The organism is Streptomyces sp. NPDC058683, assembly GCF_042716195.1.
Lineage (GTDB): Bacteria > Actinomycetota > Actinomycetes > Streptomycetales > Streptomycetaceae > Streptomyces.
This window is the reverse complement of the sequence record NZ_JBHXSK010000070.1, coordinates 40,247-56,376: the sequence shown is the minus strand read 5'-3', so window position 1 is coordinate 56,376 and position 16,130 is coordinate 40,247. Positions and strand designations below refer to the sequence as shown.

Here is a 16,130-nt window from a genome sequence, read left to right as displayed (position 1 = left end):
CGCCGCCCTGTGCATACCTCACCCGCACTGGACTACCGGCTCGGAGGGCCCGATGTCCGACGAACGGGACCGACATCACGCTTTCAGGTTCAGTACGACGAAACTCGCGAGTTCTTGCACGTTCCTCTTGCCGCCGGGAGTCGCCGCGGGTCATGTGCTGGAATCGGACCATGTCTCTGGTCGAGCTTCGCGAACTACTGGGACGGCATGCGCGTCCCGATTTGACCACTGCCATCGACGGCGTCCGGATCTGCAAGGCCGACCACGCCGTGCCGCCGGAGTCCGCGATGTCCGGCACGGTCCTGGCGGTCATCGCTCAGGGCCGCAAGCGTCTGGCACTGGGCGACCGCGTCTACGAGTACGGCGCCGGTCAGTATCTGGTCGCCTCGGTCGACCTCCCGGTGACGGGGCATTTCATCGAGGCCGCCCCGGGCCGCCCCACTCTCGGTTTCGGGATGACTCTGGAACCCGCCGCCATCGCGGAGCTGCTGTTGCAGTTCGAGCCGGAGGATCTGCCGAGGTTCCCCGGCACCGCACGCCCGGGAATCGCGGTCAGTGACGCCCCGGACGAGTTGCTCGACGCCGTCGTGCGGCTGCTGCGCCTGCTCGACCGGCCGCGGGACCGGAAGGCACTGGTCCCGCTGGTCAAGCGTGAGATCCTCTGGTGGCTGATGACCGGGGAACAAGGTGACGCCGTGCGTCAGCTCGGCCTGGCCGACAGCAGCCTGAGCCACATCGGACGTGCGGTGCGCTGGATCCGGGAGAACTACACCCAGCCGTTCCGGGTCGAGGAAGTGGCACAGCTTTCGGGGATGAGCGTCTCCGCTTTCCACCGGAACTTCCAGGCGGTAACGGCGATGACCCCGATCCAGTTCCAGAAACACATCCGGCTGCAGGCGGCGAGATTGCTGCTGGCGAACCATCCGAACGACATCACCGGCGTCGGGCACCGCGTCGGATACGACAGTCCGGCCCAGTTCAGCCGGGAATACCGGCGCCAGTTCGGTGCCCCGCCCAGCGTTGATGCGATGCGTCTGCGTGGCGGATCCGGTCCGCATGCCGCGGTGCTCCCGTAAGAGCCGCCTGGGCGAAGAGGAATGTGCAACCACGCGAGAGGATCTTGCTGGCTCGGCGCCCGCTCCATTGTTTCCATGGAGGTACCAGAACGTTCCATGAATTTCGGGACGTAGCAGGAGGCGGGTAATGAAGGTCGCTGACCACACCGGCATGCCCGGACCTCGCAACTGGTACGCGAACCTGCGGGCCCATCCGCGGTTCGTCGAGCAGCTGCGGACAGCGTCCTCAATACCAGCCGGATAGTACGAACCATCAGTGATCAGGGACGCCGGGCGCAGCCAACCGTGCTGTGCGGGCTCGGGCTGTGACGTGCGCCCAACCGGGCGCGGCGGCCGCTGATCAGACAACCGTCGCCCACTCCGTGGGTTTCGACGGCGAACAAGTCCAGGAGACCACCATGCACGAGAACGTGATCGACAAGATCTACATAGACGGTGAGTTCGTCACCCCGCACGGCACGGAACTCGCCGACCTGTTCAATCCCACCACCGGGAAGGTGATCGGCCAGGTCCGGCTCGCCGACGAGGTGGATACAGCGGCGGCCGTCGCAGCGGCGAAGCGTGCGCTGCCGGCTTGGTCCGCGACATCGAAGGAAGAGCGGCTCGACGCGCTGCGCCGGCTGCAGGCCGCGGTCGCCGCGCGGAGGAGCGAAATCGCGGACGCCGTCCTCATGGAGTACGGCGCACCGGTGCGCAACGCGTGGATGGTCGATTCGGCCCCCGGCGCGATCGCCGACATGATCACGACCTTGGAGGGCTTCGACTTCACCCGGCGTGTCGGCAAAGCAACGGTGGAAATGGCACCGATCGGTGTCGCCGGCCTGATCACACCGTGGAATTCCGATCCGTTCATCATCTGCGACAAGCTCGCGACCGCGCTGGCGGCCGGCTGCACCGTCGTCATCAAACCGAGCGAGATGAGCGCGACGCAGACCCATGTCGTGACCCAGGCACTCCACGAGGCCGGATTGCCCCGAGGTGTCTTCAACATCGTGACGGGGCGCGGCGATGTCGTCGGGTCCGCGATCACCCGTCACCCTGACGTCGCCAAGATCTCCTTCACCGGCTCGACCGCGGTCGGAAAAATCATCTTCCGCGAGGCGGCCGAGACGATGAAGAGCTTGACGCTCGAACTCGGCGGGAAGTCTCCGTCGATCATCCTCGACGACGCCGATCTGGAGGAAGCCGTCACGGGCGCGCTCATGGCCGGGTTCGCCAACAGCGGCCAGGCGTGCGTCGCCGGCACCCGCATCCTCGTCCCGGAGAACCGGCTGGAGGAGATGCTCGCTGTCGCCACGGCGAAGATGGCCGACTTCCCCGCCGGTGACCCGGGCGACCAGGCGACCGCCATCGGTCCGATGGTGAGCGAACGGCAGTGGGAGCGGGTCCAGGGCTACATCCGTCGTGGTGCCGAGGAAGGCGCCCGGATCGTCGTCGGCGGACCCGGCCGCCCGGAGGGCCTCGCGGACGGATACTTCGTGCGACCGACCCTGTTCGCGGACGTCACCAACGACATGACGATCGCGCGCGAGGAGATCTTCGGGCCGGTGTTGTCGATCATCACCTACCGTGACGAGGACCACGCCGTCGAGATCGCCAACGACACGGACTACGGCCTGCACGCCTACGTGTTCTCGTCAGATGCCGCCCGAGCCCATCGCATCGCGTCGCGGCTCCAGGCGGGCCGGGTGGCGATCAACGGTGGCTATGAGCCGCTGTCCCCGTTCGGGGGATTCAAGCAGTCGGGTATCGGGCGGGAATACGGCACCTACGGTCTTGAGGGCTTCCTCGAACCGCGGTCTGTGATGGCCTGACGGGTATGCCCGCGGCGGCGGGGCCGGTTGATGGGGCCGTGTCCAGGTCTCGGCGCGCCCGGCCGGCGAGTAGCCGCGGACGACGACGTCCCCGCCCTGCTCGCCGAGGTCGGCCGCCGGCCCCAGCAGCCGCCGGGCCGGCGGGAACGCGGCGCGCCGCCGGGCCAGGATCCCGCCGCTCCACAACGCCCACGCCATCGCCGCCGGGTCCCCGGCCGCCCGGGCGGCACGGTAACTCGCCTTCCAGGCCCGGTCGGCGTCCCCCACCTGCCCCCGGCGTCGATGCGCCTCGGCGGCGGCCGGCCCGCAGCGGGCCTCCTCGTCGCGGCGGCCGCACACCGCTGGGCCTCGCGCAGCCGCTCGATTCCCTCGGCCGGCACGTCGACCAGCGATGAGTTCACGGACGGGGCGGTCGACGCGCCCTGGTACTCCGGAGCGAATGCCTGGTCGTACCTGGGTGCCTCTCTACGCGAGGCACCTATGCACTCCATCTATAAAATGCATATATACATGGAGTGCATAGTGCGCCCGAATTATGCCCTGGCCGCAGGGGCCAGGGCTTCGCTGTTGTGGATCAAGACGTCGGCACGGCCGTCGACGATGGCTGCGTGGCGTGGATCACCGCGCGAGGGTGTCAGTGCTGCTGAGCCTTCTGCGGGGTCACCTCGCTCGGCCGTACCACGACGAACCCGTCACCCTGGAGCATCAGCTGGACCGCTTCCCCCGAACCGCCGCGCAGCATCGACCCGATGGACTGCGAGCGGTGCAGCGAGGTCTGCAACTGCGTGGTCCAGCCGACCACCGCGTCCGTGTCGACGTACACCGGCGCCTGCGGCGAGACCGGGATGACCAGCGGGTTGCCGTCGCAGATCAGCCCCAGCCTGCCCTGCCCGGTGAACACGCTGTTGAACAGACCGCCGCCGGCGATCCCGGACCCCTTCACGGTCTTGATCTCGTACGACAGCGAGGCGTCGAAACACAGGACGTTGCGGCCGTTGACCGTGAACTGGTCGCCCGGCTCGACCTCGACGATGAAACAGTTCTGTGCCTCGTGCGCGAACCAGGCCTCGCCCTGGCCCTGCACGGACATCAGGGGCAGCCCCTCGCCGGTGACCGCGCGCTTGAGCATTCCGCCCACGCCCTGGCCCTTGCGCTCGAACTTCAGGTTGCCGCGGTGTGCGATCATCGCGCCCTGGCGGGCGTACATCTCGCCGTTCACGGCGTACCGGACGCACTTCGCGTTCTCGATCGTCATGCCCGGCGCGACGGCCGGCTCCACCATGTGCTGACTGGAAAAGAGATCACCCTTCATGCCGGGCATGGTGTCCCGGACGCACCCGTTCCGCCAAGATCGCGGACGGTATCGGTTCAGGCACCGAACAGCTGGGTCCAGTACGTGCCCGCCCGGCCCCCGCCCGCGAAGCCGATACCGATGTGGGTGAAGTCCGGTTTGAGGATGTTCGCCCGGTGGCCGGGGCTGTTCATCCAGCCGTCCACCACCTCGGCGGCCGAGCGCTGGCCGCAGGCGATGTTCTCGCCGATGGTGCGCCGCCGGGAGCCCGCGGCGGCGGCCCGGTCCCAGGGCTGGGTCCCCTCGGGGGAGGTGTGCGAGTAGAAGTCCCGGGTCGCCATGTCCGTGCTGTACGCCTGCGCGGCCGTGGCCAGTTGCGGATCCACCGTGAGCGGCCGCAGCCCGGCCCGGGCGCGCTCCCGGTTGGTGAGGTCGACGACCTCGGCGCGGGTGCGGGTCAGTTCGGCCGGGGTGAGGGGCCTGGCCCACAGCGCGGTCCAGTAGGTGTCGCCGTCCCCCCGGCCCTGGGCGTGGGCCAGGCCGGTGTGGGTGAAGGCCGGGTCGAGCAGGGTGCGCCGGGCGCCCTCGGTGCGCAGGCAGTAGTCGACGAACTCGGCCGGGGTGCGCGGACCGGAGACGAGATGCTCGCCGACCGTGACATAGGCGAATCCGGTGCGGCTGATCCGCTGGTGGAGCGAGACGCCGTCGGGGCTCTCGGTGGCCAGGCGGCCGGCGTCGGCCATCGCGGTGGCGTGGGCGAGGGCGGCGGAGGTGAGCCGGGCGTCCGGGGCCACGGGTGGCCGGCCGGCCCGGGCGCGGGCGGAGTTGACCAGGCCCAGCAGGCCGTCCGGGTCCGGGAGCGCGGCCGCCGAGGGCCGGGGCGGTGCGGCCGCGGTGCGCTGGGTGGGGATCGTGGGCCGCAACGCCGGAGCCGGCTGCCGGTCCTCGACGACATCGACCCCGAAGTCCCGGGCCAGCCCCGCCAGTCCGTCGGCGTATCCCTGTCCGACCGCGCGCAGCTTCCAGCCGGTGCTCCGTCGGTATATCTCGGCGAGCAGCAGGAGGGTCTCCGTCTGCGGGCGCGGCGGGGCGAACCGGGCCACCGTCCGGCCGAGGCGGTCGGTGACATGCAGCGCGGAGGCGGGCAGCCGGCCGAGCGGGGTGCCCGGTTCGGCGGCGGTGACCGTGAGGGTGACGCGCTGGGCGCCGGTCCGCAGCCGGGCCGGCTCGACGGTCAGTGTGTCGCCGCGCAGCTGGACGCCGGGCGCGTCCGGCTGGTTGTAGAAGACGAAGTCGGTGTCGCCGCCGACCTTGCCGCTCTCGTCGGTGATCAGCGCGGAGACGTCGAAGGGACCGGGCACCCGCAGCGTCAGCGCGCCGTCCGGAAGGGGCAGATTGCCCCCGGGGACCAGCTCGCTCATCGCGCCGCCTCCGCGAGATCTGGGGCCGAACAGCGCGCCCGGTGGGGAAGTCGCCGGTAGAACGTCCGGCCCCGGCGCGAGGTTCCCTCGACGAGGCGAGGCGGTACGCCTGCCGCTCTCGCGGCTGGTGCTCTCGCGGCTGGTGCTCTCGCGCGTGCCGCTCTCGCGCGTGCCGCTCTCGCGCCTGGTGCTTCCGCGGCGGAGGCAGGTGGCGCCGCTCCCGCGGTGAGCGTGGCGCCACGCTCACCGCGGAAACGAGGTGCCGCCGCTACTGCTCCCGCGGCGCGGCCGGTGCGATGTCCTCCCGTTCGAGCGGTGTCCCGGCGCTCCGCGTCGCCGCGCGCTTGCCGCAGAACGCCGGCTCCAGCGCGCCCGCCAGCGTGTTGAGCACGGCCGAGCTGTTGGAGGCGTTGGCCAGCGCGGTGAGGCTGCGCTTGCCGTCCTTCGTGGTGAACGCGTACGTGTAGTAGCCCTGCACGGCGCCCGTGTGGCCGTACACCGAGATCCCGCACGACAGATCGCGGCGGCGCAGCCCCAGGCCGTAGGAGGTCGTGGCGTTGACCCGGGTGAAGCGCTCCATCTCCGCGAGACGTGCGGCAGACGTCAGCTTGCCCCGGACCAGCGCCGAGTAGAAGGTGTCGAGGTCCTGGGCGGTGGAGACGATGGCGCCCGCGCTCTGCGCCCAGGACACCGTCTGGTCCGTCGCGTCGACCGGCTTGGCGCCCGCCTCGTCCGCGGTGAGGTAGCCGTTGGCGTGCTGCCCGGGGATCTTCGTGTCGGGGTGGACGTAGAAGGTGTCGCGCAGCTTCAGCGGCTTGAAGACGCGGTTCTCGTACGCGGTCCGCACGCTGTGCCCGGTGAGCTTCTCGATCAGCATCCCGGCGACCACGAAGTTGGTGTTGGAGTAGGAGTAGAGGGCCCCCGGCGCGTTGGTGCGCGGCTTCTTCAGGGAGAGGTTCACCAGCTGGCGGTAGGTGAAGACCTTGTTCCGTACCGCCTCGAAGCCCGACACGCTGCTGGCGAACATGTCGTTGGTGTAGTCGTACAGACCGCTGCGGTGGCTGAGCACGTGCCGCACGGTGATGCGGTCGTCGGGCAGCAGCCCCGGCAGATAGCGGTTGACCGGTGCGTCCAGGGCGAGCTTGCCCTCGTCCACCAGTTGCAGCAGGACGACCGCCGAGAACGTCTTGGTGACACTGCCGACGCGGAACCGGTCGCCGGTGGTGATGGCGCGCCTGGTGGTCCGGTCGGCGACGCCCCGCGTGGTCTTGTAGACCGTCGTACCGTCGTCGATCCGGGCCATCGCGCCGGGCGCGCCCGTCGCCACCACCGAGTTCAGCACCGCGGCCATGCCCGCGGTGTCCGGCGCCGGCAGGGCGGCGGCCGGCCGGGGCTCCGCTCCCGCCTTCATGGGCGCCGCCTGGGCCGGTACCGCGAGCAGCGACAGCGCCACCGCTCCGAGCACCGCGCTTCTACTCACCTTCGCCGAGACCATCCGGACCTCGATCCTCTCTGTCTGTTTTCGATGCGAGATGGGTCACATTCGATTCAGGGAACCTTCTCGCATCCCGTCACATCTCCACAGTCGACGCACAGTTGGTCACTCTGTGATCACCACGCGGTGCGGATTCGCAAAGTATTGCCACGAAACGCAAGAAAAGCGACGAATTACGCTTTACATGGACATGACTAATCCGAAAGGGTTGCGGCCGGGGGCCCGACCAGCCCCCTTGGCGCCTCAACGGCGCCGTGCCGCAAGGCGGTCGGTGAGGGATCCCGGCCGTCTTCGAACGTAAGGAACCCTGATCAGTGCGTAGCGCGCACATACGCAGCGTGGCGGTCGCCGTCGCCGTGACGACGGCCGCCACGGGCCTGACCGGTACGGCCTTCGCCGGTCCCGCCACGGGGGTGGAACAGCGGGCCGCGGCCGCCGCCACTACGGCCGCGCAGGTGGTGACCGCGGCCCGGACCGCGGCCTTCGCCCATTCCTCGGCCACCGGTGTCGGCGCCGGCGACGAGGTCCAGGCACAGGATGTGATGATCGACCCGGAGGGGGCGCGTCATGTCCGCTTCGTCCGCACCCACCGGGGCATGCCGGTGCTCGGCGGCGATCTCGTCGTCCATCTTTCCCATCGGTTGGCCTACACCGGCGTCACCCGGGCGGCCGACCACGCCGTCCGGCCCGCCACCACCGAGGCGAAGCTGACGGCCCGCCAGGCCGAGGAGAGGGCCGCCTCGGCCGCCGACGGGGACGCCGGCACCGCCGCACTCGTGGTGGACGCCCGCGGCGGTGCCTCCGCCCTCGCCTACCAGGTGGCGGTCGACGGCCCGGACGGTACCCGTACGGTCGTCGTCGACGCGCTCACCGGCAAGGTGCGCAGCAACACGCCCGACAACGACGAGTTCCTCTCGCCCAAGGTGCTGGACACCCTCCGCAAGCGCGGCGAGACCCTTGACCCGGCCACCGGCATCGCCGCTCACACCGACGCCTTCGCCGGTGCGTCCGTCTCCGCCGCCGCCCGCTACCCGGCGACCGCGCACGGCTTCGGAAAGTCGCTCTTCGTCGGCAAGGTCCCGCTCACCACCACGCAGACCGCCCGCAAGAGCTTCCTGCTCAAGGACCCCACCCGCTACGGCACCGAGACCCGGGACGCCAAGGGCAAGGAGACCGAGAGCTTCGCCCAGGGCACCAAGTTCACCAGCACCACCGACAGCTGGGGCAACGGCGCCACCAGCAGCCGGGGCAGCGCCGCCGCCGACGCCCAGTACGGCATCACCAAGACCCTGGACTTCTACAAGAAGACCTTCGGCCGCAAGGGCATCGCGAACAACTCCAAGCCCGCCCGCGCCATGGTCCACTGGGGCAAGAAGGTCGGCAACGCCTTCTGGGACTCGGACTGCGGCTGCATGCTGTACGGCGACGGCGACGGGCAGGAGATCAAGAAGCCGCTGGTCGTCCTCGACGTCACCGGCCACGAGCTGACCCACGGCGTGGTGGACGCGACCGCCAGGCTCGAACCGACGTACGTCGACAACGACGGCAACCAGTTCGGCGAACCCGGCGCGTTGAACGAGTCGCTGGCCGACATCTTCGGCTCCAACGTCGAGTTCTCCGCCAACAACCCGAAGAATCCGCCGAACTACCTGCTCGGCGAGAAACTGGGGCTGCAGCAGAAGTTCCTGCGCCGCCTCGACCACCCCTCGCTCGACCGCCTCGAAGGCACGGTCGACTACTGGTCGCCCGAGGTGACGGACGCCGAGGTGCACGCCGGCTCCGGTGTCTCCTCGCACGCGTACTACCTGCTCGCCGAGGGCAGCGGCCGCAAGAAGATCGGCGCCACCACCTACGACTCGCCGACCTACGACGGGTCCACGGTCACCGGCATCGGCCGTGCCAAGGCCACGGCGATCTTCTACCGGGCCCTGACCCGGTACATGGTCTCCTCGACCGACTTCCACGACGCGCGGGTCGCGACGCTGAAGGCGGCCAAGGACCTCTACGGCGCGAGCGGCGTCGAGTACCGCACGGTCGACCAGGCCTGGGCCGCGGTCAACGTCACCGAGGCCGACAAGCCGGCCGCCCGCCACTGACGGGCACGCCACACCGCTGATCCGGGTGCCCTGTCGGGGGGCCGGGCACCCGGATCACTCCCACCGGTGGAACCGGATCGAAGCAGCCGGTGGAACACGAGTCAACGCCCCCACGCCACCCGCTATTTGAAGGCCACGGCAGCCTCACAGTCAACCTTCAGGTGATTCCTGTTTCTTTTATTGACAGCGGAAAATAAGCCACCTAAGTTCCCGGCCATGCGCTCCACCTCCCGTGCAGAGACGTTCCCGGCCCACACGCCGGCCGTCTCGCAGATCTTCACCACGGTCCTGTCCCACGGCCCCCTCACCCGGCTGGAGGCGGCCCGCCGGGCCGGCCTGTCGGCGGCGGCCGTGACCAAGGCCGTCCGGCCGCTGCTGGCGGCCGGATACCTGGCGGAGAACGCCGACGGAGAGGCCCGGCCGGCCCTCGGGCGCCCGGCCAACCTGGTGCGGGTCGACGGCGGGCGCGCGCTGTTCATCGGGGTCAAGGTGACCGGCGACGAGGTCATCGCCGTCCTCACCGACCTGTGCTGCCGGATCCGCCTGGCCCGCCGGCTGCCGGTCAGGGACCGCGCCGCCAAGGCCGTCCTGACCTCCATCGCCGACCTGACCCACGAACTGCGCACCGAGGCCGAGGACTTCGGCGCCCCCGTCCTCGGCCTCGGCATCGCCGTCTCCGGCGACGTGGACCGCGCCGAAGGGGTCGTGCGCTACTCGCCCTTCCTCGACTGGCGGGACGTGGCCCTCGCCGAACTCGCCGTCATGACCACGGGGTTGCCGGTCGTCGTCGACAACGACGTACGTGCCCTGGCCGTCGCCGAGCAGTGGTTCGGCGCCGGGGTCGGGCTCTCCGACTTCGCCGTGGTCACCGTCGGCGCCGGCATCGGCTGCGCACTGGTGATCCACGGCCGGCTGGTCGCGGGTGCGCACGGGGTGGCGGGGGAGATCGGTCATGTGGGCATCGACCCGGCCGGGCCCCTGTGCCACTGCGGCAACCGCGGCTGCGTGGAGGCGATCGCCGGGGACGCCGCGATCGTCACCCGCATGCGCGAGGTGACCGGCCGTCAAGTGGCGGACTCGGCCGAGGCGGTGGTCCTGGCCCACGAAGGCGTGCCCGGAGCGCGGGAGGTGTACGCCCGCGCCGGCGAGGCCATCGGCCGGGGCATCGCCACCGTGGCCAACCTCTTCGGCCCCGAACGCGTGATCATCTCCGGCGAGGGACTCGCCGCCTACGACCTCTTCGCCGAGCAGATCCTCGACTCGTTCACCGCGGCCGCCTTCGGCTCCGCCGCGCAGTGCGACGTACAGACCCGTCCACTCCCGTTCGAGGAGTGGGCGCGCGGGGCCGCGGCCGCCGCGATCCAGTCCTTCATCACCTCTTCTCCCACCCCAACGGGCAAGGGCTGAGCCGCCCAAGACCCCGAACCCTGGAGGGCCCATGCGGTCACCTTCGAATTCCGTCCTGCCCGTACGCGGGCTGAGAACCGTCCTGGTGCTGGCACTCACCGCTGCCTTCGCGGCCGCCGTGCCGGCCGCCGAGGCCCAGACGCCCGCCCCGATCGCCGCCAAGCCCTACATGGGCTGGTCGAGTTGGAGCATGCAGTCGTCCAAGTACCCCGGCCTGAACGACCAGGGCGACTACAGCTATCTCACCGAGGCGAACGTCCTCAAGCAGACCGACGCCATGGCGAGCAAGCTGAAGAAGTACGGCTACGAGTACATCAACATCGATGCCGGCTGGTGGATGGACTGGAACTGGAAGTCCGGCTACGACCAGTACGGCCGCCAGAAGGCCGACTCCGCCCGCTTCCCCAGCGGCATGAAGGCCGTCGCCGACCGCATCCACGCCAAGGGCCTCAAGGCCGGCATCTACCTCCCGGCCGGCCTGGAGAAGGGCGCCTACGGCGACGGCAAGACGCCGATCTGGAACGCCGAGGGCTGCACCACCGCCGACATCGTCTACGACGACCTGCGCACCACCAACGGCTGGGACAGCGCGTACAAGATCGACTTCGACAAGCCTTGTGCGCAGAAGTACATAGATTCCCAGGCCCAGTTGATCGCCGGCTGGGGCTATGACTTCCTCAAGCTCGACGGCGTGGGCCCCGGCTCCGGCAAGAGCGGCGACCAGTACAACAACATCGCCGACGTGGCCGCCTGGAACAAGGCGATCACCGCCACCGGCCGCCCGATCCACCTGGAGGCCTCCTGGTCCCTGGACTTCGGGCACGCCGCCGACTGGAAGAAGTACACCAACGGCTGGCGCATCGACACCGATGTCGAGTGCTACTGCAACACCCTGGTCAGCTGGGAGAACTCGGTCGACGACCGCTGGGACGACACCCCGGCCTGGACCGACAAGGCGGGCCCCGGCGGCTGGAACGACCTCGACTCCCTCGACGTCGGCAACGGCGCGATGGACGGCCTCACCAAGGCCGAACGGCAGAGCTACGCCACCCTCTGGGCCATCGCCAAGTCGCCCCTGTTCACCGGCGACGACATCACCAAGCTCGACGACTACGGCGTCTCCCTGCTGACCAACCGCGACGTCATCGCGATCGATCAGAGCGACAACCCGCCGGCCCGGCCGATCACCCCGTCCGACCCGCAGCAGGTCTGGGCGGCGAAGAACGCCGACGGCACGTACACGGTGGCCCTGTTCAACCTCGCGGACTCGCCCGCGGCGGTCACCGCCGACTGGACGGCGCTGGGCTTCACCGGCAAGGCGTCGGTGCGGGACCTGTGGAACCGCGAGAACCTCGGTTCGTACACCAGCAAGATCACCGAGGCGCTCCCGGCGCACGGCTCGCGGCTGTTCACCGTGACGCCGAAGGGCAGCGCCCTGGCCTCCACCGGCTATGAGGCCGAGGCGAGCGGCAACACGCTGAGCGGCAACGCCTCGGTGGCCGGTTGCGATGCGTGCTCCGGGCAGAAGAAGGTGGGAAACCTGTACGTCGGCGGCAAGCTGACCTTCAACAACGTCGTCGTCGACAAGGCGGGCACGTACCTGGTGAAGGTCGCGTACGTCAGCGGTGACTCGCGGTCGGCCACGATCGCGGCCAACTCCGGGGGCGGTACGAGTCACAAGTTCCCGTCCACCGGGGACTGGGGGACCGTTTCGACGGTGAGTGTGCCGGTGGCTCTGAAGGCCGGTGCGAACACGATCAGCTTCGACAGCGGGTCGGGGTACGCGCCGGACGTCGACCGGATCGACGTTCCCAAGTCTCCCCGGTAGCCGACTCGGTACGTGCGTCGTCGGGAACTGCCGGCCGGTGGGGGCCGGCCGGCGGTTCCCCGCGCCCCCACAAGGGGCGCGTTGTATCGCCCCTCACTTCAAAAGGATCCGTCATGCAGAATCACCCCAGCAGACGTAGCTTCCTCGCCCTCGCCGCGGCCACCGGAGCCCTCGCCGGACTTCCCACCTTCACCGCTTCCGCCGCCCCGCTGCGGTCCTCCGAGCCGCTCGCCTCCACCCGCCACCAGCTCTGGTGGCAGGCGCCCGCCGACGACGGGTCGATGATCACGCAGGGTCTGCCCGTCGGCAACGGCCGGCTCGGTGCCCTCGCGAGCAACGACTCCGGTCGTGAACTCCTTCTGATCACCGACGCCACCCTGTGGACCGGCGGTCTCAACGACACCCTCGACTCCGACGGCCAGTTCCCCTACGGCCGCGCCGACTTCGGTTCGCTCACCCTGCTGGCCCGGCTCGTCGTCGAGATACCCGACCACGACCTGGGCGCCGTCTCCGACTACCGCCGCACCCTCGACCTCGACAACGGCGTGGTCTCGGCGTCCTACGTCCGCTCCGGGGTGACCTACCGGCGGCAGATCTTCGCCAGCCGCCCCGACGACGTGATCGTGGCGCACTTCAGCCAGGACGGCGGCGGGCGCTACACCGGCACCCTCACCTTCGAGGGCACCCACGGCGAGACCGGCGGCACCGCCGAGTCGTTCGCCGGGTCCTTCGCCAACGGACTGAAGTACGGGGCCGCCGTCCAGGCGTACGGCAGCGGCGGCAGCGTGCGGGTGAGCGGCTCGCACATCACCTTCACCGACTGCCGGGAGCTGACGGTCGTCATCAGCGGCGGTACGAACTACGCACCGGACGCCGCCGCCGGCTATCGCGACGCCTCCCTCGACCCGCGGGCGCTCGCCCGCACCAAGGTCAAGACCGCCGCCCGGCACTCGGCGGACTCGCTGCTGCGCACCCACGCCGCCGACCACCGGGCGCTGTTCGGGCAGTTCGACCTCTCGCTCGGCACTTCGACGGCCGACCAGCGCGAGCTGGACACCTGGGCGCGCATCCAGGCCCGCGCCGACACCGGCGACCCCGACCCGGAACTGGAGGCCGCCTACGCCCAGTTCGGCCGCTATCTGATGATCGCCGGGTCGCGCGACAGTCTCCCGATGGGTCTCCAGGGCATCTGGCTGGACGGCAACGACCCGGACTGGATGGGCGACTACCACACCGACATCAACATCCAGATGAACTACTGGATGTCCGACCGGCTGGGCCTGTCCCAGTGCTTCGACGCCTACACCGACTACTGCGTCGACCAGCTCCCGTCCTGGACGGACACCACCCAGCGGCTGTTCCAGGACTCCCGTAACCGCTACCGCAACTCCAGGGGCAAGGTCGCCGGCTGGACCGTCGCCATCTCCACCAACCCCTTCGGCGGAGGCGGCTGGTGGTGGCACCCGGCGGGCAACGCCTGGCTGTGCCAGAGCCTGTGGGAGCACTACGAGTTCACCCAGTCCCGCGCCCACCTGGAGAAGATCTACCCGCTCCTCAAGGGCGCCTGCGAGTTCTGGGAGGCGCGGCTGCTCACCACCACCCTGGACGACGGGAAGGAGGTGCTGATCGCGGACAGCGACTGGTCGCCCGAGCAGGGGCCGCTCGACGCCAAGGGCATCACCTACGCCCAGGAACTGGTCTGGATCCTGTTCGGGAACTTCCGCACTGCGGCCGCCGAACTGAAGAGAGATGCTGGATACGCCGGCACCATCGGCGGGCTCCGCGAGCGTCTCTACCTGCCGGTGGTCAGCCCCAAGACCGGCTGGCTGGAGGAGTGGATGTCCCCGGACAACCTCGGCGAGACCACTCACCGCCACCTCTCGCCGCTGATCAACCTCTTCCCCGGCGACCGGATCCGCCCCGACGGCTCCACCCCCGCCGACATCGTCAAGGGCGCCACCGCCCTGCTCACCGCACGCGGCATGGACAGCTTCGGCTGGGCCAACGCCTGGCGCGCGCTGTGCTGGTCCCGGCTGAAGGACGCCGACAAGGCCTACCAGCTGGTCGTCAGGAACCTCCGCCCCTCCGACAACGGCAGCAACGGCACCTCACCCAACCTCTTCGACATCTACCAGGTCGAGGAAGGCCGGGGCATCTTCCAGATCGAGGCCAACTTCGGCACCCCGGCCGCGATCCTGGAGATGCTGCTGTACTCCCGCCCCGGCCACCTGGAACTCCTGCCCGCCCTTCCTGACGCCTGGGCCGCCTCCGGCAAGGTCACCGGGGCGGGTGCGCGCGGCGGCTTCGTCGTCGACCTGAGCTGGCGCGACGGCAAGCCGACGGAGGCCCGGATCCGCAGCGTCGGCGGACGTACGACGACGGTCGCCTACGGCGGGAAGACACGGACGGTCACGCTGAAGCCCGGCGGGTCCGTCACGCTGAAGGACCTCGCGCGGTGACCGGCCGGTTCGCGCGGCTCCTCGGCCTCGCCGCCGTCTTACTGGCGACGGTCGCCTGCCAGACCGGGCCCGCCCAGGCCGCACCCGTGTGGGAGCCACCCGTGCACACCGCCACCGCCCGGCACGACGTCGTCACCTGGGGGGCCAGCGCCGACCAGATGGGCCAGGGCACCGCCGACCGCGGCTACCGGCTGGTCGTACGCACCAGCGCCGCGGGCAGCGACCTGCGGGTGCGGCTGTCCAACGCCTTCGGTGACCTGCCCCTGACCCTGGACAGCGTCTACGCCGGCCTCCAGAGCCAGGGCGCCGCCCTCAAGCCGGGCAGCAACAAGCGGCTGACCTTCGACGGCGCCCGCACGGTCACCGTGCCTGCGGGGACCACCGCGTGGAGCGACCCGCTGCCCGGCAGCCTGCCCGCCGGCAGCAACCTGGTCGTCAGCCTGCACAGCCCGGACGCGGCCGGCCCCGCCACCGGTCACGGGATGGCGATGCAGACCTCCTACGCCGCCCAGGGCGATCACACCGCCGAGGAGGGCGCCGCCAACTGGACGGAGACCACCGGCTCCTGGTGGTACCTGGACTCGGTCTCCGTACGGCCGTCGGACCCGGCGACCGGGGCCGTGGTCGCGCTCGGCGACTCCATCACCGACGGCTGGGCGTCCACCACCGACCTCAACCGCCGCTGGCCGGACTATCTCGCCCGCCGGCTCCAGAAGGCGGACACCGAGGTCAAGGGCGTGGCCGACGAGGGGATCTCCGGCAACCAGGTCCTCGCCGACGGCGCCGGGCAGGCGGCGCTGCACCGGCTGGACCGCGACGTCCTCAGCCAGCCGGGCGTCCGTACCGTCTTCCTCTTCGAGGGGGTCAACGACATCAAGGCCCACACCGGGGTCACCGCGGCCGACCTGATCGCCGGCTACCAGGAGATCGTCCGGCGGGCGCACGCGGCCGGCATGTGCGTGGTCGCCTCGACCGTCGGGCCGTTCAAGGGCTGGCCGGAGTGGGACCCGGCGGGCGAGGCCGTACGCCAGGAGGTCAACGAGTACATCCGCACCAGCGGGGAGTTCGACGGGACCGCCGACTTCGACCGGATCCTGCGCAGCCCCTACGACCAGGCGCGGATGCTGCCGTTCCTCGACGGCGGCGACCACATCCACCCCAACGACAAGGGAATGCAGGCCATGGCCGACTCCGTCGACCTGGCGAGTCTCGACTGCAAGCGCTGAACCACCCCCCCCGTCCG

At 70.2% G+C, this 16,130-nt stretch carries 10 protein-coding genes and 1 pseudogene; 7 read left to right on the top strand and 4 right to left on the bottom strand.

What is annotated here, in order from left to right; genetic code table 11:
- The first annotated feature begins 170 nt into the window (after positions 1-170).
- Together ACFWXC_RS47375 and ACFWXC_RS47370 are read left to right on the top strand one after the other, a co-directional pair.
- Entirely contained in the window at positions 171-1,076 is a 906-nt protein-coding gene (locus ACFWXC_RS47375; protein ID WP_384489505.1) for an AraC family transcriptional regulator N-terminal domain-containing protein, read from the top strand.
- Positions 1,077-1,474: 398 nt separating this feature from the next.
- Complete coding sequence (locus ACFWXC_RS47370) at positions 1,475-2,890, top strand: aldehyde dehydrogenase family protein (RefSeq protein ID WP_384489503.1); 1,416 nt, start codon at positions 1,475-1,477, stop codon at positions 2,888-2,890.
- Between the two features lie 45 nt (positions 2,891-2,935).
- On the opposite strand, the pseudogene ACFWXC_RS47365 reads toward ACFWXC_RS47370, so the two are convergent.
- The 4 genes and pseudogenes from ACFWXC_RS47365 to ACFWXC_RS47350 form a co-directional block, all read right to left on the bottom strand.
- A pseudogene (locus ACFWXC_RS47365) lies at positions 2,936-3,381 on the bottom strand (hypothetical protein); the annotation flags it as partial.
- A gap of 143 nt (positions 3,382-3,524) precedes the next feature.
- A complete protein-coding gene (locus ACFWXC_RS47360) occupies positions 3,525-4,202 on the bottom strand; it encodes an AIM24 family protein (protein ID WP_384489501.1) in 678 nt (225 codons plus the stop codon).
- 56 nt (positions 4,203-4,258) lie between these two features.
- The gene (locus tag ACFWXC_RS47355; protein ID WP_384489499.1) at positions 4,259-5,602 is read right to left on the bottom strand and encodes a CAP domain-containing protein; all 1,344 of its coding nucleotides are present in this window, start codon (positions 5,600-5,602) and stop codon (positions 4,259-4,261) included.
- A gap of 268 nt (positions 5,603-5,870) precedes the next feature.
- Positions 5,871-7,097, bottom strand: coding sequence for a serine hydrolase domain-containing protein (locus tag ACFWXC_RS47350; RefSeq protein WP_384489497.1), 1,227 nt, complete (start codon positions 7,095-7,097; stop codon positions 5,871-5,873).
- 314 nt (positions 7,098-7,411) lie between these two features.
- Between ACFWXC_RS47350 and ACFWXC_RS47345 the strand changes: the two genes are divergently transcribed.
- The 5 genes from ACFWXC_RS47345 to ACFWXC_RS47325 all read left to right on the top strand — a co-directional run bounded on the left by ACFWXC_RS47345 (position 7,412) and on the right by ACFWXC_RS47325 (position 16,113).
- Positions 7,412-9,193, top strand: coding sequence for a M4 family metallopeptidase (locus ACFWXC_RS47345; RefSeq protein WP_384489495.1), 1,782 nt, complete (start codon positions 7,412-7,414; stop codon positions 9,191-9,193).
- Between the two features lie 216 nt (positions 9,194-9,409).
- Positions 9,410-10,600 carry an ROK family protein gene (locus ACFWXC_RS47340; protein ID WP_384489493.1) on the top strand — a complete coding sequence of 397 codons (1,191 nt, stop codon included), beginning with the start codon at positions 9,410-9,412 and terminating at the stop codon, positions 10,598-10,600.
- 31 nt (positions 10,601-10,631) lie between these two features.
- Positions 10,632-12,428 (top strand): alpha-galactosidase D, encoded by a 1,797-nt coding sequence (locus tag ACFWXC_RS47335; RefSeq protein WP_384489491.1) that lies wholly within the window; start codon positions 10,632-10,634, stop codon positions 12,426-12,428.
- 113 nt (positions 12,429-12,541) lie between these two features.
- Positions 12,542-14,887: a glycoside hydrolase N-terminal domain-containing protein gene (locus ACFWXC_RS47330; protein ID WP_384489489.1), complete on the top strand. Its 2,346-nt coding sequence runs from the start codon at positions 12,542-12,544 to the stop codon at positions 14,885-14,887.
- Positions 14,884-16,113, top strand: a complete 1,230-nt coding sequence (locus tag ACFWXC_RS47325; protein ID WP_384489487.1) for an SGNH/GDSL hydrolase family protein — start codon at positions 14,884-14,886, stop codon at positions 16,111-16,113. Before ACFWXC_RS47330 ends, ACFWXC_RS47325 begins: the two co-directional genes overlap by 4 nt.
- Positions 16,114-16,130: the final 17 nt, after the last annotated feature.